Annotated in this window: 17 protein-coding genes, 1 rRNA gene and 2 riboswitches; of the genes, 16 read left to right on the forward strand and 2 right to left on the reverse strand. The window is 42.3% G+C overall.

The annotated features are described in order from the left end of the window. Positions 1–47 precede the first annotated feature (47 nt). Complete coding sequence (locus CSV80_RS10720; protein WP_099670844.1) at positions 48–230, forward strand: hypothetical protein; 183 nt, start codon at positions 48–50, stop codon at positions 228–230. Between the two features lie 87 nt (positions 231–317). On the opposite strand, the gene CSV80_RS10725 is transcribed toward CSV80_RS10720, so the two are convergent. Together CSV80_RS10725 and CSV80_RS10730 are read right to left on the reverse strand one after the other, a co-directional pair. After that, positions 318–1,079, reverse strand: coding sequence for a glucose 1-dehydrogenase (locus tag CSV80_RS10725; protein WP_099670845.1), 762 nt, complete (start codon positions 1,077–1,079; stop codon positions 318–320). 147 nt (positions 1,080–1,226) lie between these two features. Next, positions 1,227–2,357, reverse strand: coding sequence for a methionine biosynthesis PLP-dependent protein (locus CSV80_RS10730; protein WP_099670846.1), 1,131 nt, complete (start codon positions 2,355–2,357; stop codon positions 1,227–1,229). Positions 2,358–2,436: 79 nt separating this feature from the next. Continuing rightward, positions 2,437–2,537, reverse strand: a riboswitch (SAM riboswitch). A 155-nt stretch (positions 2,538–2,692) separates the two neighbouring features. On the opposite strand from CSV80_RS10730, the gene CSV80_RS10735 reads away from it, so the two are divergent. The 15 genes from CSV80_RS10735 to CSV80_RS10805 all read left to right on the forward strand — a co-directional run. After that, positions 2,693–3,028 carry a DMT family transporter gene (locus CSV80_RS10735; RefSeq protein ID WP_099670847.1) on the forward strand — a complete coding sequence of 112 codons (336 nt, stop codon included), beginning with the start codon at positions 2,693–2,695 and terminating at the stop codon, positions 3,026–3,028. 2 nt (positions 3,029–3,030) lie between these two features. Next, positions 3,031–3,345, forward strand: coding sequence for a DMT family transporter (locus CSV80_RS10740; protein WP_029054180.1), 315 nt, complete (start codon positions 3,031–3,033; stop codon positions 3,343–3,345). A gap of 5 nt (positions 3,346–3,350) precedes the next feature. Continuing rightward, entirely contained in the window at positions 3,351–3,878 is a 528-nt protein-coding gene (locus CSV80_RS10745; RefSeq protein WP_369802824.1) for a methylated-DNA--[protein]-cysteine S-methyltransferase, read from the forward strand. 5 nt (positions 3,879–3,883) lie between these two features. After that, positions 3,884–4,606, forward strand: a complete 723-nt coding sequence (locus tag CSV80_RS10750) for a FadR/GntR family transcriptional regulator (RefSeq protein WP_099670850.1) — start codon at positions 3,884–3,886, stop codon at positions 4,604–4,606. 156 nt (positions 4,607–4,762) lie between these two features. Continuing rightward, positions 4,763–5,482, forward strand: coding sequence for a (Fe-S)-binding protein (locus CSV80_RS10755; RefSeq protein WP_099670851.1), 720 nt, complete (start codon positions 4,763–4,765; stop codon positions 5,480–5,482). Between the two features lie 23 nt (positions 5,483–5,505). Beyond that, positions 5,506–6,927: a LutB/LldF family L-lactate oxidation iron-sulfur protein gene (locus CSV80_RS10760; RefSeq protein WP_099670852.1), complete on the forward strand. Its 1,422-nt coding sequence runs from the start codon at positions 5,506–5,508 to the stop codon at positions 6,925–6,927. A 2-nt stretch (positions 6,928–6,929) separates the two neighbouring features. Further along, positions 6,930–7,646 (forward strand): LutC/YkgG family protein, encoded by a 717-nt coding sequence (locus CSV80_RS10765; protein ID WP_099670853.1) that lies wholly within the window; start codon positions 6,930–6,932, stop codon positions 7,644–7,646. A 390-nt stretch (positions 7,647–8,036) separates the two neighbouring features. Next, a complete protein-coding gene (locus CSV80_RS10770; protein ID WP_099670865.1) occupies positions 8,037–9,503 on the forward strand; it encodes a nicotinate phosphoribosyltransferase in 1,467 nt (488 codons plus the stop codon). 19 nt (positions 9,504–9,522) lie between these two features. Further along, positions 9,523–10,347, forward strand: a complete 825-nt coding sequence (gene nadE / locus CSV80_RS10775; RefSeq protein ID WP_199083968.1) for an ammonia-dependent NAD(+) synthetase — start codon at positions 9,523–9,525, stop codon at positions 10,345–10,347. A gap of 124 nt (positions 10,348–10,471) precedes the next feature. Beyond that, complete coding sequence (locus CSV80_RS10780; RefSeq protein WP_099670855.1) at positions 10,472–11,422, forward strand: AAA family ATPase; 951 nt, start codon at positions 10,472–10,474, stop codon at positions 11,420–11,422. Next, positions 11,419–12,597 carry a DUF58 domain-containing protein gene (locus CSV80_RS10785; RefSeq protein ID WP_099670856.1) on the forward strand — a complete coding sequence of 393 codons (1,179 nt, stop codon included), beginning with the start codon at positions 11,419–11,421 and terminating at the stop codon, positions 12,595–12,597. The genes CSV80_RS10780 and CSV80_RS10785 overlap by 4 nt, the downstream gene beginning before the upstream one ends. Continuing rightward, complete coding sequence (locus CSV80_RS10790; protein ID WP_099670857.1) at positions 12,594–14,762, forward strand: transglutaminase TgpA family protein; 2,169 nt, start codon at positions 12,594–12,596, stop codon at positions 14,760–14,762. The genes CSV80_RS10785 and CSV80_RS10790 overlap by 4 nt, the downstream gene beginning before the upstream one ends. 204 nt (positions 14,763–14,966) lie before the next feature. Continuing rightward, on the forward strand, positions 14,967–16,520 hold the full coding sequence (gene guaA / locus CSV80_RS10795; RefSeq protein ID WP_029054169.1) for a glutamine-hydrolyzing GMP synthase: 1,554 nt from the start codon (positions 14,967–14,969) through the stop codon (positions 16,518–16,520). Then, a riboswitch (purine riboswitch) is annotated at positions 16,520–16,621 on the forward strand. Its footprint overlaps the gene before it by 1 nt. Before the next feature lie 80 nt (positions 16,622–16,701). Continuing rightward, on the forward strand, positions 16,702–18,036 hold the full coding sequence (locus CSV80_RS10800; RefSeq protein ID WP_099670858.1) for an NCS2 family permease: 1,335 nt from the start codon (positions 16,702–16,704) through the stop codon (positions 18,034–18,036). Positions 18,037–18,473: 437 nt separating this feature from the next. Further along, positions 18,474–18,603: ribosomal RNA gene (locus CSV80_RS10805) — 16S ribosomal RNA — on the forward strand; the annotation flags it as partial.

Here is an 18,603-nt window from a genome sequence, read left to right on the forward strand (position 1 = left end):
ATCGGAAAGACGATCGCGTCTTACAAATGAAAGGTCGGGGATCTAACATGTATAAGATTGTTGCGTTGGCGGTAGTAGCAGGGATTGCATTAGGTGCAGCAGCTGGATTTTCCTTTGGAAGTAAAGAACTGACAGGTATGTTCGCCGGATTGGCGGCACTTGCGTTTATCGCAGCACCGGCAGCGGTCGTCTATGCAAGTGAAAAGAAAAAATGGCATCAAGCTCACTAATACAAAAAAGCATCCAAAATTTTGGATGCTTTTTTGTATGAATGTAATCAAATATTTCCAAGTCTTATTTCTACGAGAGATTAAATCTCAATATGCAGACCATCCATTGTCAGCTTCCATGATGACACCGTTAACATAAGAGGATTCATCTGATGCAAGGAATAGTGCAATGTTTGCGATCTCTTCCTTTGTTCCAGGACGGCTCATCATATTTACGCCTCTTAGAGCTTGTTTCATGCCGAATTCATCTGGTTGAGTTAGGCTGTTTGTAATATTAGTTGGGATTTGTGCTGGTGCAATTGCGTTACAGCGGATGTTTAAGGGACCGTATTGAGAAGCGACACTTTTTGTCATCCCTGCCACCGCGTGTTTTGATGCGGTGTAAGCCAGACCACCTCGACCACCTGTCACCGCTGAGATAGAAGCCATGTTGACGATCACGCCTGCTTTTTTCTCTTCGAAAATAGTTAATGCTTTACGAGTTGCACGCATGACACCTGTTGTGTTGATCGCTAATACTTTGTCCCATATCTCATCCGTAACTGTAGCTGCAGCGTACATATTGTCCATAATACCGGCATTGTTCACTAGAATATCCAGTGTGCCGAATTGCTCCACTGCTGTATCAGTCATTCTTTGTACATCTTCTTCCACCGTGACATTGGTCTTAACTGCCAGCGCTTGACCGCCAGCATTTTTAATCGTCTGGACAGTTTCTTCTGCACCTTCCATATTCATATCTGCGATGATAAGCTTCGCACCTTCACGGGCATAGAGCTCAGCAATTTCTCGTCCAATTCCAGACCCGGCGCCAGTTACTACTGCTACTTTATTTTCTAAACGATTCAACAATCTCGCCTCCAATAATAAATGTATGTTCTTTTTCAGTATATACTTTAACATCTAACTATTGAAGGGTTTAGCATCTTTTCTTTAACTACAAAAAAACTCGAACTGCCATAGTGTAACTGACGGTTCGAGTTGTGCGGTTTATTATTATTGAATTTTTACGCCTTCTACTATTTCTTTTGCAGCATAAAGAGCTTGTTTTACATCAGCAATCAAATCATCTACATCTTCTACACCAACAGAGAAGCGTAGCAAACGATCATCCACTCCACGGCGATTACGTTCTTCTAATGGGATATCCATATGCGTCTGTGTAGTCGGATACGTGATGAAGCTTTCCACACCGCCCAAACTCTCGGCAAATGAAATGAGGTTCATGTTTTCAAGGAATGGTCCTACCCATTCACTATTCTGTACTCGGAATGACAACATACCACCGATTCCAGCGTAGAGCACGTCGACAATGAGAGGTTCTTGTTCTAAATAAGATACCATCGCTTTTGCATTTGCGTCATGCTGTTTCATGCGTAAATGTAATGTTTTCAGACCGCGTACGACAAGCCATGAATCAAGAGGGGACAATGTAGCCCCAATCGCATTATGGTTAGTAAATAGACGTTCGCATAATTCCTCACCCTTTGCGACGACTAAACCTGCTAGTACGTCATTATGTCCACCGATATATTTCGTTGCGCTATGAATGACGATATCTGCGCCTTCTTCAATAGGTCGCTGGAAATAGGGTGTTAGGAATGTATTATCGACAATTAGCAATAAGCCATGCTTTTTCGCCAATTCTGCATACGTCCTAATTGCTATGTTTTGCATTAATGGGTTTGTAGGCGTTTCTAAGAAAATCGCTTTTGTACGATCAGTAATCGCTTGCTCAACTTCTGAAACATCATCGAACGATAAGTATCGCGTCTTAACATTGTACGTCTCTTCATATTGATTAAATAAACGATAGGTGCCGCCATATAAGTCTTCAGGTGCCAGTAGTTCTGAACCTGTCTTAAATAAGGATAAAATTAGTTGAATGGCTGCCATTCCGGAACTACACGCAAATCCTTGATCACCGGATTCCAAGTTCGCGATACCATCCTCTAAGATAGAACGCGTAGGATTTTTTGTTCGTGTGTAATCATATCCCGTCGATTTCCCTAGACCTTCATGGTGGTACGCTGTAGACAAGTAAATAGGCGTATTGACTGCTCCGGTTTTCTCATCACTGTGGTTCCCGAGTTGTACTAATCTGGTTTCTAATCCATTGTTTGTCATGAATATCCATCCCCCCAGCAAAATAAAAAAGAACCTCTTCTTTTCGAATAGGCCCTCGAACATACAAGTGTATACAGTATTCTCATCTTCAAGGTGGTGTCACCCTTGGAATTAGCACCGTGCCTGAGGCTGGTTGCTGAGACATCGCTGGGCCTATCCCTCCGTCTCTCTCGATAAGAATATTCACAATATAGGAAAAACTGTTGACGGATTTATTCTATCATGCGGATATACTAGAAGCAAGCTTCCTTTTATCGTCATCGGCTGATTTTTTGTTATTGCAAAAGATTTGCTATACTTATAGAGCTATTCATGACAGAAAGGAGATATTTAATTTGGCTTGGAGTTATGTCGCCCTAGCGGCTGTTATAGAGATTTTCTGGGTAGTCGGTCTCCGTTACTCTGAAACGGCAATTCAATGGACTGGAACAGGTGTGGCCATTGTATTAAGCTTTTATTTCATTATCAAGGCATGCGAAAAATTACCTTCAGGCACGGTGTATGCAGTCTTTACCGGGTCGGGAGCCGCGGCAATCCTTTTGGTGGATATATTCGTCTTTCAAGCAGGTTTCACGTGGGTTACGCTGACTTTTATCGGATTAATTGTCATCGGGGTAGTTGGCATCAAGTTGACTACAGATGAACAAGTAGATACTGAAGGAGGTGGCTGACGATGGCTTGGGTGTACTTGGCTATTGCCAGTCTCGGTGAGATTTTTGGTGTGGTAAGCATCAATTACTATTTACAAAAACGTTCTATTAAAAGATTGTTACTCATTGTCGGGATATTTGGTTTCGGCTTTGTTTTCCTGTCTCTTGCTATGCGTGAAATTCAGATGAGTACAGCCTACGCAGTATGGACCGGTTTAGGAGCAGCTGGAGCTGTATTGATGGGGATTTTGATATTCAAAGAATCTGCTAGCGTCAAACGCCTTTTCTTTTTATCGCTCATTATTCTCGGTGCTGTTGGCTTAAAATTATTCGGATAAAGGGAGTGGACACACTGGTTTATTGGACACGATTTAATTTCGACGGGTGGTCAGTAATACTAGCTGCTACAGAAAAGGGACTTTGCTACGTGGGGCTAGCCGAAAATAGTTTAGAACAACCGAAGGATTGGGCTAAGCGATTTGATAATGAAGGATTAAAGGAAGACGAAACAAAGCTTGAAGTCTATAGCAATCAGCTCAAAGGGTATTTTTCGGGGAGGACTAACGATCTTTTAGCGCTGCCTCTTGATTTAAAGGGAACACCATTTCAACTGCAAGTATGGGAAACGCTACAACAGATACCCTATGGTGAAGTCGTAACCTATTCAGAAATTGCAGAACAAATAGGAAAAGCATCAGCTGTTCGCGCTGTAGCATCTGCAATAGGCAAGAATCCTGTATTGATCGTGGTGCCTTGTCACCGTGTGATTGCAAAGAGTGGAGGATTGTCAGGCTATCGAGATGGGAAAGAGCATAAAAGGAACCTGCTGCAACTGGAGAAATCGCGCTTGATAAGTGATAGGACGGAGTGAGCAACATGAAATATAAGCAGATTAAACCGAAGAAAATATATGAAGAAGTGGCGGATAGTTTATTGGGTTCTATTCAGTCTGGAGAGTTAAAGCCAGGTGATAAATTGGATTCTGTGCAGCAACTGGCTGAAAACTTTACTGTTGGCAGATCAACAATTCGCGAAGCCTTATCAACATTACGTGCTAGAGGGCTTATCGAAATGCGACAAGGAGAGGGGACATATGTCAAGGAATTCTCACCCGTCGATATGATCTTCCCGTTACAGAGTGCCATGCTCATGAATCAACAGGATATTCAATATTTATTAGCTGTGAGAAAAATAGTTGAGACCGGAGCCGCGGCGAATGCAGCAGAATCCCGTACAGTATACGATTTGGAAAAGATGGAAACAGCACTCAATGAAATGAAAAAGCATGCCGGGGATATTTTGCTAGGTGAAAAAGCGGATTTGGACTTTCATTTTGCAATCGCAGAAGCAACAAAAAATCCGTTGTTGGTAAACTTGTTGAGCCAAGTTGCGGGACTGATGAGTGAATCGATGAGAGAGACGCGTCGTATTTGTCTTTATTCGGAGACTGCGACAGTAGAACGTTTGCATGATGAGCATGAGGCCATCTTTTTAGCGATTAAATCACAGCAACCAGAAAATGCGTCAAGTACTATGCAAGCCCATCTTCTGAATGTGGAGTCTGTTCTAATAAATCATTGGAAGTCAGTAAAAGAATAACATTATTCACTCATTTTCTTTTGAGTGAATTTTTTTATAGCCAAATAAATGAATGCTCTGTCAATTGACAGAACTTTGTAGTATGCTATGTAAAATGTTAGTCATCTGATGACCTGTCGATTGCGCGGGGGTGTCCTAGTGAAGGAGTGAAGTGAGATGAAAGTAAGCTTATTTATCACGTGTCTTGTAGACATGTTCTATGCAGAAGCCGGTAAAGACATGGTTGAAGTATTAGAGAGACAAGGCTGTGAATTATCGTTTCCAAAAGGACAAGTATGCTGCGGACAGCCTGCTTATAACAGCGGTTACGTAGAAAATTCAAAATCAGCAATGAAGAATATGATTAAGACATTTGAAAATGCGGAGTATGTTGTCACACCTTCAGGATCTTGTGCGACCATGTTTAAATTGTATCCTGATGTTTTCAAAGATGATCACGATTGGTTACCAAGAGCACAGGAGCTGGCAGATAAAACATATGAGTTCACTCAGTTCCTTGTAAATGTATTGCAAGTGGAAAACGTAGGAGCAAAATTGATAGGAAAAGCGACGTATCATCCGTCTTGCCATATGACGAGATTACTAGGCGCTAGTGAAGAACCGAGAAAGCTTTTGAATCAAGTGGAAGGACTGGAAATGATCCCTTTACCCAATGCGCATAATTGCTGCGGATTTGGCGGAACATTCTCCGTTAAGATGGGAGATATCTCTGAACAGATGGTAGATGAGAAGGTCGATAGTGCCATGGCGACAGAGGCAGATTATTTAATTGGGGCGGACTGTGGCTGCCTCATGAATATTGGAGGGCGTGCAGAGCGTATGGGCAAGCCGATCAGGGTTATGCATATCGCGCAAGTATTGAATAATCACGAGTAAATTAAAAAAGTGAGGTGATAGCAATGGCGATGAAGTTCAGCAAGAAAAACTTTACAGATCGAACAAAGGATAATATTTCAGATGATTTCATGAGACAGGCAGTGGCGAGTGCACAGGAACGTTTGCATGGCAGAAGACTAGACGCTGCAGAAGAGTTAGGTAGTTGGGAAGAATGGCGTTCACACGGAGAAGAAATTCGTCAGCATGTTCTTGAAAACTTGGATTACTATTTATATCAGCTAAGTGAAAATGTTGCACAACGTGGTGGTCATGTGTTTTTTGCGAAGACAGCTGAAGAAGCGAGTGATTATGTTCGGGATGTCATCAAGAAAAAAGATGGCAAAAAAGTAGTGAAGTCGAAATCCATGGTAACAGAAGAAATTAATCTAAATGCCGTTCTAGAAGAAGCTGGATGCGAAGTCATAGAGACAGACTTAGGCGAGTATATCCTTCAAGTAGATGATCATGATCCACCCTCACATATTGTAGCACCAGCACTTCATAAAAACAGAGAACAAATTCGTGAAGTTTTTGAGCAGAAGTTAGATTATCAAAATACTTCTAAACCTGAAGAATTAGCTTTGCATGCACGTGAAAAACTGCGTCAAGAATTCTTGGATGCAGACATAGGTGTTACTGGCTGCAATTTTGCGATAGCTGAAACGGGCTCAATTAGCCTCGTGACGAATGAAGGGAATGCACGACTAGTCTCTGCGTTGCCTAAAACACAAATTACGGTAATGGGGATGGAGCGGGTAGTACCTTCCTTTGAAGAATTCGAAGTACTGGTCAGCTTATTGACACGAAGTGCAGTAGGTCAAAAATTGACGAGTTATGTGACGGCGTTAACAGGTCCTAGAGATGAAGGGGACGTAGATGGTCCTGAAGAATTTCATTTAGTTATCGTCGACAATGGTCGTTCTGAAATTTTAGGGACAGAATTTCAGTCGGTGTTGCAATGTATCCGATGTGCTGCGTGTGTCAACGTGTGTCCTGTTTATCGTCATATTGGCGGACACTCATATGGCTCCATTTATTCAGGCCCGATCGGTGCTGTGCTATCGCCATTGCTTGGAGGTTACGACGATTTCAAGGAGTTGCCTTTTGCTTCCACACTTTGCGGAGCGTGCACGGATGCTTGTCCGGTGAAAATCCCTCTTCACGAACTACTTCATACACATCGACGCATTATTGTGGAAGAAGAAGGTCGATCACCTATTTCCGAAAGACTGGCAATGAAAGCATTTGGGATCGGTGCTTCTTCCAATCCGTTGTACTCTATGGGATCAAAGGTAGCATCTACTGCGATGAAACCATTGACGAAAAATGACCGAATTTCAAAAGGTCCGGGACCACTGAAAGACTGGACAGATTTACGAGAGTTCCCGGCTGTCGGAAATACGCGTTTCCGTGACTGGTTCTATGATCAGAAAGGGGGCAAATAAGCATGGTAGGATCAATTCAAAACCGCGCCACATTTCTAGAAACCATCGCGACACAACTAGGTCGCGAACCCAAAAAGAAAGTAGAAAAACCGATCTGGAAACATCAGCCTCAACGCACAGTGTTAGCGGATGCTTCAATAGATGAATTACTCGAAGTATTACGTGTACAATGCGAGCAAATTCATACGGATATCGTGGAAACGACAAAAGAATCGTTGTCGGTTGTGCTGGATGAAGTCGTAAAAGCTTACGGTGGCGGACCGCTATCTCTATGGAGAGACGAACGCTTTGAGGAATATGAATTATCGGTCCTACTAGAGACAAAGTGGCCGTTAGAACAGATTGAAGTCAATAGCTGGGATCCTTCAATTAGAGTGAAGAATATCGAATTGGCTGAACAAGCGAATATCGGTATCACATTCAGCGACATGACCCTCGCAGAGTCCGGCACGGTCGTACTCTTCAGTAGTGCAGACAAAGGTCGTTCCGTCAGCTTGCTCCCGACGCATTATATTGCGTTAATTCCTAAAAGCACGCTAGTCCCAAGAATTACCCAAGCGTCAGATATGATTCGAGAAAAATTAAACAATGGCGAGCAAGTCCCGTCCTGCATCAACTTCATCACAGGTCCAAGCAACTCCGCCGACATCGAAATGAACCTCGTCATCGGGGTTCACGGCCCCGTCAAAGCAACATATATCGTTATAGAAGACTGCTGAAAAATGAAGTGGCGACTCACTTGTTTAAAAAGTGGGAAGCTTAAGCAGAATCAATTTCCATTCAAAAATAAATACGTTAGACAGAAGTCAAACTCCGAATTGAATCGGGTCTGCCTTCTGTCTTTTTTCTAATGAAGTAGAAAAAGCGAAGCGCTAAGAGCAGATATTTTCACCTAACCGCATTTGGAAAGCTAGGCCCTCGGGAAAGCATCCGCCGAGAACGTCGATCAACGTTGCCTCCACGTTCACATTTCTTTCGTGAGCTTTTCATTACTAGCGTCAAAAAGCTATATTTCTGAAATCGATTCACCAGTTAATGATTACTTTGCTGAGAAATAGGGGAAATAGTGTATAATGACAATATTATTGCAGCGGAAGAAGGAGACGACTATGACTTCATCATACAAAGACGACAGCTTAGCGTTACACACAGACCTATATCAAATCAATATGGCCGAATCGTATTGGGCGGACGGCATTCATGAACGGAAAGCCGTATTTGAAGTGTATTTCAGAAAAATTCCATTCGGTAACGGTTATGCGATATTTGCTGGCCTTGAACATGTACTGAAGTATCTTGAGGAGTTTTCATTCACAGAAAGCGATCTAGATTATTTACGAGAAGAGCTTGGGTTTGCGGATGACTTCCTCGATTATTTGAAAGGCATCCGTTTCACTGGAGACGTTTACTCCATGAAAGAAGGAGAACTCGTTTTCGCGAATGAACCAATCATTCGGATTGAAGCGAACCTGATTGAAGCGCAGTTGATCGAAACAGCATTGCTAAATATTGTTAACTACCAGACATTGATCAGCACAAAAGCTAGCCGTATCAAGCAAGTAGTAAAAGATGACATTGTGATGGAATTCGGGAGCCGACGCGCGCATGAAATGGATGCCGCAGTTTGGGGCGCGCGTGCAGCGGTCATTGGTGGCGTGGAGTCCACGAGTAACGTACGTGCAGGAAAACGTTTCGGACTAACTGTTTCTGGAACGCATGCACATTCGTTTGTTCAAGCCTATAAAGATGAGTACACTGCATTCAAAGTTTACGCACAACGTCATAAAGACTGCGTTTTCTTAGTGGATACGTATAATACATTGAAGATTGGCGTTCCGACAGCTATCAAAGTAGCAAAAGAGCTTGGAGACAGCATTAATTTCATCGGTGTACGCCTGGACAGTGGAGATATTGCGTTCTTGTCAAAAGAAACTCGCCGAATGCTAGACGAAGCAGGTTTCCCGGATGCGAAAATCGTTGTATCCAATGATTTGGATGAGTACACGATTTTAAACTTGAAAGCCCAAGGAGCTCAAGTCGACATTTGGGGTATTGGAACAAAGCTGATTACGGCATATGATCAACCGGCGCTTGGAGCGGTCTATAAAATTGTCTCCATTGAAAGCGATGATGGAGAAATGCAAGATACGATTAAAATTTCAGCTAACGTAGAGAAAGTAACGACACCTGGCCGTAAAAAGCTCTATCGAATTATTGACCTCGAAAATGGTAAAGCGGAAGGCGACTATATTACGATGCATGATGAGGATCCGACAAAGGAAGAACGCCTCAAAATGTTCCACCCTGTGCATACATTTATCTCAAAGTTTGTGACGAATTTTGAAGCAGTGAACTTACATGAGCATGTGATTCAGAATGGAACCGTTATTTATAAAAATCCTCCAGTGTATGAAATCCGTGAATTTGCACAACGAAATCTTTCTCTACTATGGGAGGAATATCAGCGTTCGTTAAATCCTGAAGAATATCCTGTTGATCTTAGTCAGAAGTGTTGGGACAATAAGAGACGTAATATAGAAGAAGTGCATGAGATGGTCGAGAACTATACCAAATAATGAAAAGGAAGTGGGAGCGTTGACATTGCAGCAAGAAATTATCCAAGCATTACGTACGAAGCCGGAAATCGACCCGCAGCAAGAGATCCGGACTTCCATTGACTTTATGAAAGCATATTTGAAAAAGAATACATTTTTACAAGGGTTCACATTAGGTATTTCCGGTGGTCAAGACTCTACATTAGTCGGCAAGTTGGCACAGATGGCAATTGACGAGTTGAATGAAGAAGAAGGGAAAGAAAAGTACCGCTTCTATGCTCTTCGTTTACCATACGGTGTGCAGTTTGACGAGGACGATTGCCAGGATGCATTGCGTTTTATTAAGCCGTCAATCGTTTATTCAGTCGATATTAAAGAAGCGGTGGATGCCAGTGAGCGAGCTATGAACAAAGCGGGTCTCCATATTTCTGATTTTGATAAAGGAAATGAAAAAGCGCGCGAACGTATGAAAGCACAATATTCCGTAGCGGCCATCCATCACTCTGTCGTTCTAGGTTCAGATCACGCAGCTGAAGCAATTACTGGATTTTATACAAAATTTGGTGATGGCGCAGCGGATCTTATGCCGATCTACCGATTGAATAAACGCCAAGGAAAACAACTATTAGAAGCGCTAGATTGCCCACCACATTTATACAATAAAATCCCTACGGCTGATTTGGAAGACAATAAACCTGCCATTCCGGATGAGGTAGCATTAGGTGTGACGTATGATGAAATTGATGACTACCTTGAAGGAAAAGAAGTATCGGATGAGGCGCGAAAGCAAATAGAAGGGCATTATTTGAAATCAGCGCATAAACGCCATTTGCCTATCACGGTATTTGATGAGTTTTGGAAATGAAATCTGCCGACCTTTTGTGCGACAAAGGGTCGGCAGTTTTTTTCTGTTTGTCGAGGTTATGCGTTTCAGGTATGATAGTTTCATATAATAAGACGGATTCAGTTCGTGACGGGAGAGAATAACTATGCATTCAGAATGGATCGAACGAGTATTGAACAATATTGAAAAAGTTATTGTTGGAAAACGAGATATAGCGGAGTTAAGTATGACAGCATTATTAGCTGGCGGTCACGTATTACTAGAAGACGTACCAGGTGTTGGCAAGACGATGCTAGTGAGAGCGTTGGCGACATCAATTGGTGCGAAGTTTAAGCGGATTCAATTCACACCTGACTTATTACCTTCTGATGTTTCAGGCGTGTCCATCTATAATCCACAGACAATGCAATTTGAATTTCGTCCGGGACCTTTGATTGGTAATATCGTATTGGCTGATGAAATTAACCGAACATCACCTAAAACACAGGCTGCATTATTGGAAGGAATGGAAGAGGCATCGATTACGGTAGATGGAACGACTATTCAATTGCCGGAACCATTTTTCGTAATGGCGACACAAAACCCTGTTGAATATGAAGGAACCTACCCTCTACCGGAAGCACAGCTTGATCGTTTTATTTTCAAGTTAAAAATGGGGTATCCGACAAAGCAGCAAGAAATGGAATTATTGAAAAGAGCGGAACGGCAAATACCGATTGAGAAAATCGACGCCATTCTGACAGTGGATGAATTATTGGAGTTACAGCGTCATGTGCGAGAAGTGACAGTAGACGATACGATTGTTTCTTATATTGTGGATTGTGCGGATGCAACCCGCCATCATGAGTCTGTTTCTTTAGGCGTAAGTCCACGAGGTTCAATGGCTTTAATGAAAGCTTGCCAAGCTTACGCGTTCATAAAAGGGCGCACGTTTGTCTTGCCGGATGATGTACAATATTTGGCGTCGTTTGCATTTTCGCATCGGATGATTTTGCGTCCTGAAGCGAAATACGAAGGAATTGATGCTGAGGAAATTGTTAGTCGGATCCTCGAGCGCCAGCCGGTTCCGGTAATGCGCAGGTCTACTACTCTATGAAGGCATTGCGATCATTTGGGCGATTCGCGAGTGTCGTAGCCATTGGTACAGTTGCTTACGTCTTCGCAAAATTTCAAGGGGGCTTCGTTAGCTGGTTCATTTTCTATACGTTGATTCCATTTGTGACATACTCCGTGCTTCTCTACTTGTATCCGTTACGAGATCTAACCGTTGCACGATATATTGAAGATCGACACGTATCTAGGAGTGGACAGGTCTCCATTCGGGTGATTTTAAAAAGGAACTTCCCTTTCCCTCTACTATATGTAATTCTAATGGATAGACGAGTTCATGCTAAGCGCGAAAAGATTGAACGGAAAATTATGCTCTTAGGATTTCGGAGAACATATGAGCACACCTATTTGCTGAAGGATGTTCAGCGTGGCGAATACACATTGCCGACAGTAGAAGTGGAAATAGTGGATTTTTTTAATTGGATTCGTAAAAGAAAAGTATTTGTTATACAAAATCATTTTTTAGTCTATCCGAGCGTAACCGATTTAGTGTATGAATCAGCATCTAATGGGACGAGCGAAGGGCAGCAACTCTCAGCCTTCATGCTAGCGAAGAATGCAACTACCCCATCTAGCATCAGGGAATATGCGCCAGGGGACCGGATGTCTTGGATTCATTGGAAATCATTTGCACGTACTTCGAAATTAATGACAAAAGAATTTGATGAACAGCGTTCGGAGCAACATACGTTGTTGCTGGATTGCGGAAAATCCGAAACATTTGAAGATGCAGTGGAGTTTGCTGCATCGATTGTTGTATCCGCCAGAGAGAATCATGCCAAGTTGACCCTGATCACAGCGAGTGACCAGCCGAAAGTGTTTCCATCGATACAATCCGCAGGTCAGACGAGGCAAGCATTAGTACATCTTGCGAAAATCCAACCTGAAGACACACAAAAGGTGAGGTTGCCGATAGAGAAAGAAATATCTGGAGATGCGTTATTGCTTATTACAGGAAATCTTCGCATGGAGTTTGTCCGTAGCGTGTTGACATGTACTCATGATGCATCCACAATGGTTTGTTTTGTGCTCATAACAGATGAAACGAACAAAAAATCTCTAGAAACTAATGTTAATCAAGTGAAATCGCTTGGTATTACGGTGAAAATGATTTATCCGTCTGATCGTTTATCAATGTCGAGAAAGACGGTGAATTTATGAAGAGATCAAAGTTGGATTGGAAAGTGCTGTTGTTTTTATATGCGCTCAGTTCCATTTTGCTATGGGAGTGGTTTATCCCGATTGTGGATTTGACGGATTTTGGACATCCATCTCTATTCATCATCTATCTAGTACTCTTTTTTGCATTGACTTTACTGCAACTGCCATGGTGGATCAGTGGAACGGTCCAGATTCTATATGTAGTGTGGGCTATTCATTATATGTATTTTAATAAACTATGGATCTCTATAGCTGTGACAGGCTATATTTTGCAAGATGTCCAACAGAATGTCCTGTTGCTATTCCAAGGTAATCTCGGGGAATTATCGAATTTATTCCGTACGTTATTGTTGTTTGTGCTAGTTTGGATGATCGCTTATTTACTTCGTCACTGGATTGAAGTGCGACGTAGTATGATGATGTTCTTTGGTTTTACAATAATATTTGTAGCACTTTTGGATACGTTCACTCCATATGACGCTACTTCGTCTATAGTGAGAATTATGATAGTAGGCTTAGTAATTGTAGGTTGCCTTACAATAATTAAATTATCGGGTGATGAAGGATTGTCATTTCGTCCAAAGAGATTGCTTTTGCTTTCATTGCCAGTGGTACTGATTGTTGTATCTATCGGATTGCTATCAAGAAATGCACCGGTATATCCTCCTGCATGGCCAGATCCTGTACCGTTCTTACTATCGTTGAGTGGAGCGGAGGATAACGTATCTGACAACGGACAAGCCAGAGCGGGTTATGACCCCGACGATACGCAACTGGGTGGAGCTTTCGACCAAAACAATCAATTGGTGTTTGAAGCATCCGTGGATGAACGGCAATATTGGCGTATTGAAACGAAGGATACATATACTTCAAAGGGCTGGATACAGGATAAAGAGTCAGATAAGGAGCTACTGGATACAGGCGAAGATCTATGGAATAATCCCGCAGAAGGGGAAGTCTTGCATGCTACACTGGATTTCGCTGAACCACTTCCATTTCTTGCCACTCCTTATGGCACGACGAAGATTTCCTCGCCTGAAGGTTTGAATCTTATGCACGAGATGACGACGAACCGACTATATTTGTTGATGGGGCTACAAGAAAAGATTGAACAGTATGAAATGGAATTTGTTGAACCTACATACATCCTGTCAGATTTGCAGAAAACAGAGATGGTGAACTATGAGACGGTTCCGGAGGATTTGAATAGCTATGTCCAACTTCCAGCAGAATTACCGGAACGCGTGAAGGAACTGGCTTTATCGATTACAGAAAATGAAACGGCCGTCTATGACAAAGTGAAAGCCATAGAGCAATACTTCAAAAAGAACGGTTTTGTTTATGAAACGCAAAATGTTCCGGTGCCTGATGAAGAACAGGATTATGTAGATCAGTTTCTATTCGACACGAAAAAGGGCTATTGTGATAACTTCTCCACTTCCATGGCGGTCATGCTCAGGTCCGTAGATATACCAACGCGCTGGGTGAAAGGATTTGCGCCAGGAGAAAAGGCATATAAAGCATCTGGGAAAAGTGTCTATCGCGTGACGAATGATGAGGCTCATTCGTGGGTAGAAGCATACATTCCCGAAATTGGATGGATGCCGTTTGAGCCGACACTAGGTTTTACACATCCAACAGAGATCGAATTCGATATTCCGAATGAAAGTTCTGAAGAAGAGGAAATAAAAAAAACTGTGAAACCGGAAGTGGAAAAAGAGAAAGAACTTCCTAAGAAAACAAAAGGTTCGCCTGCGTTCGACGCATTCAAACAAAAATTTGTATGGTTGTTCAGTCAATGGTGGATTTATGTATCATTGTTTGTGTTAATTGTAGGAGCAAGTTTAATTGTCTATAGTAAAAGAAGCAATTGGCTACCGAAATGGCGTATAAAACAACTCAGGAAACTACCAAATGGTCGCGCGAAATTTGAACAGCAATTCACACAGTTAATACAACAATTAGCTCGGACCGGACTGCCAAAAGATACCGCGATGACGCTTTCTAACTATGCGAAACTCGTAGACGAGCGGTACGGCGGAGATCGTATGGCCGTCTTAACCAATGCGTATGAAACAGGAATATACGGGAATGACTGGGAGACGCAAGAATGGGATAAGTTGAATGAAGTGTGGGAAGATTTAATTATTAGTACAACATGTTGATTTTTTAGCGAAATATGCGTAAAATATAGAGCGGATGATGCTTGAAATGTCCTCGACATATCTTGCACTAACGAACGTCAGCTATCATTGAATAGCAGTACCTGGATTCTTTGATGGAAAAGACGCGTGGAAAGTTGACTTTCTAACGCGTCTTTTGTAGTTGAGGCGTGAAATGGTATTAAAAAATTGGAAGAGGTGGATTAGTTGTCAAATGCTCCTGTGTTAGCCGGACAAGAAAAAGTTGTAGTTCTCGATTACGGCAGTAAGTATAATCAGCTCTTCACGCGTACAATCCGCGAATTTGGTGTGTATAGTGAGTTACACGCACATACAACGACAATTGAGGAAATTAAAAAAATGAATCCAGTCGGTATCGTACTTTCCGGCGGTGCAGCATCTGTTGGAGACGCGAAAGCGCATGATATCAATCCGGCAATATTTGAATTAGGTATTCCTGTATTGGGCATCAGTTACGGAGCTCAAGTAATCGTTGATCATTTAGGCGGTAAGGTAGAAAAGAATGCAGGCGGTGAAAGCAAAGAAGAAACGTTGACAGTGGATACGACGTCTACACTATTTGCTGGTCAGACTGACAATCAAAACGTCTGGGTTAGTCACAGCGCTGACATTGTCGAATTACCTGAAGGATTTACTGCATCTGCAAAAGATTCTGCTGGTAATATTGCAGCTATTTCAAACGATGAACAACAAATCTATGCGATTCAATTCCATCCAGAAGATTATCGTTCGGAAAACGGGAAAGACTTCTTGCGTAACTTTGTTTTTGAAATCTGTAAAGCTTCAGGCGATTGGACAATGGATCGTTTCATTGAGATAGAAGTAGAGAAGATCCGCTCAACAGTTGGCGATCGTAAAGTACTTTGCGCGCTAAGTGGCGGAGTTGACTCATCAGTCGTAGCTGCTTTGATTGACCGTGCAATAGGAGATCAGTTGACATGTATTTTTGTTGACCACGGATTGCTTCGTAAAGGCGAAGTTGAAAGTGTAGTTAAGACTTTCAGTGAACAGTTCAGCATGCACTTCATTAAAGTAGATGCACGCGAACGCTTCTTAAATAAGCTCGAAGGTGTTACAGATCCTGAACAAAAACGTAAGATTATCGGCAATGAATTTATTTACGTATTTGATGAAGAATCTGCTAAACTAGACGGCATCAAATATTTAGCACAAGGTACGATTTATGCAGATATCATTGAAAGTGGAACAGCAACTTCTGCAACTATTAAATCTCACCATAATGTGGGCGGTTTGCCTGAAGATATGGACTTCGAGTTAATAGAACCATTACGTGCATTATTTAAAGATGAAGTACGTGCGGTAGGTGCAGAACTTGGATTGCCTGAAGAAATTGTTAACCGTCAACCATTCCCAGGTCCGGGACTTGGAGTTCGTGTGCTTGGTGAAATTACGGAAGATAAGCTTGAAATCGTTCGCGATGCAGACTTTATTTTACGTGATGAAATCGCAAAAGCTGGACTCGATCGTTCAATCTGGCAATATTTCGCAGTATTACCGAATATCCGTAGTGTAGGTGTTCGTAACGAACAACGTTCTTACGACTATGCGATAGGTATAAGAGCGGTTCATTCAGTAGATGGTATGACGGCAGACTGGGCTCGTATACCTTTCGATGTACTAGAAAAAATTAGTACTCGAATTACAACTGAAGTGGATCAAGTCAATCGTGTTGTATATGATATTACAGCGAAACCACCCGGCACTATTGAGTGGGAATAAGTTAAACAACAGAATATGATCGTATAACGCTGGGAATAAGGCCTGGAAGTCTCTACCGAAACACCGTAAATGTTTCGACTACGATTCAAAATAGAAATGTATTTTCTATTGGATTAGAGAAGAGGCATGCGAATTTATTTCGCGTGCCTCTTTTTACATAATGAGAGTAAGGAAGGTCACAATGAAAAAATACTTTGAGTTTGATAAGCTTGGCACCAATTATCGTCGCGAAATCATCGGTGGAATTACTACGTTTTTAGCCATGGCCTATATTTTAGCGGTAAATCCAATCATGTTATCTTTAGATGTTGTACCTGACCTGCCTGATTCCATGCGTATGGATAAAGGTGCTGTATTTGTTGCCACTGCACTCGCAGCTGCTGTTGGAACACTGTTTATGGGTTTAATAGCCAGATATCCGATTGGCTTAGCGCCAGGCATGGGATTAAACGCATTCTTCGCTTTCACCGTAGTGCTTACGTATGGTATACCATGGCAAACAGGTTTGACTGGAGTGTTATTCTCAGGATTAATCTTTATTGTTCTTTCATTAACTGGGTTACGTGAAATGATCATTAATGCAATACCGGCACAACTGAAGTTTGCGGTAGGTGCAGGTATAGGTTTGTTCATTACATTCCTAGGTCTGCAAAATGCCAAGATTATTGTGGCGGATGAAAATACGTTAGTAGGTCTAGGTGATTTAACAGCTGGTCCTACATTGCTAACGATCTTTGGATTAGTCATCACGATTATCATGATGGTAAGGAAGATCAAAGGTGCTATTTTCTACGGAATGATTATGACCACGGCTTTAGGTATGGCGGTCAGTTTAATAGACGTGCCACACAAGGTAGTAGATAAAATTCCGTCAGTCGCTCCCACGTTTGGTGCAGCTTTTGATGCGATCCTTAACGACCCAGGGTCATTGATGACAACACAATTTCTCGTGATCGTCATCACATTCCTGTTCGTAGACTTCTTCGATACAGCTGGAACACTAGTTGCAGTAGCTACACAAGCAGGTCTAATGAAGGAAGAACGTCTGCCACGTGCTGGCAAAGCATTACTTGCGGATTCCTTGGCAACCGTAACAGGAGCAGTAATGGGGACATCCACTACCACTTCTTATATTGAATCCACTGCAGGTGTTGCGGCGGGTGCCAAAACAGGCTTTGCTTCTATTGTAACCGCTTTGCTGTTTTTACTCGCAATGTTCTTCTCTCCTTTACTACTAGTCATTACACCGGCAGTTACGGCTCCTGCTTTGATTATCGTAGGGGTATTAATGGTATCGACATTAGGAAACATAGAATGGACTCGTTTCGAGATCGCAGTTCCAGCATTCTTTACGATCATCGCCATGCCGTTGACGTACAGTATCGCAACAGGTATCGCAATCGGTTTCGTTTTCTATCCTATTACGATGCTAGTCAGCGGTAGAAGAAAAGAAATTCATCCAATTATGTACGGGCTCTTTGTGATCTTCATTTTGTATTTCATCTATATCAAATAACAACAAACCGCTTCCCAGGCCAATAGGGGAGCGGTTTTATCTATTCTATAAGCATCTCTTTAAAGGCGTTAATGGTATTGAATCTAAAAGAAAGGAAAAAGAAATTGAAAAAGGTTGTCTATAGTTGTTGACACTTTAAAATGCATCTGATATAGTAATAGAACAGTCAAGAAAGCGACTGCAACATGAACCTTGAAAACTGAACAGCAAAACGTTAACGAAATACAGTTTGTGCATCTAACGATGACATAAACAAAATGAGTATCTTAATTGATGCCAGCAAATGAAACTCGAGCTAATCGATTTTTCATCTACTGGGCGTCGAGTCGTAGTGAAGTGCTAGGAAGTGATCGAGCGAAGGAGGGAGCGTACTTAGGTACGTGACCGACTGAGTGAGTGAAACTGACGACGCAATTCGCTGCGAATCGGCGGTCAGTATTATGGAGAGTTTGATCCTGGCTCAGGACGAACGCTGGCGGCATGCCTAATACATGCAAGTCGAGCGAACTGTTGGAAGCTTGCTTCCTTCAGTTAGCGGCGGACGGGTGAGTAACACGTGGGCAACCT

The organism is Sporosarcina sp. P12(2017) (assembly GCF_002743035.1).
In the GTDB taxonomy this organism is placed as follows: domain Bacteria; phylum Bacillota; class Bacilli; order Bacillales_A; family Planococcaceae; genus Sporosarcina; species Sporosarcina ureae.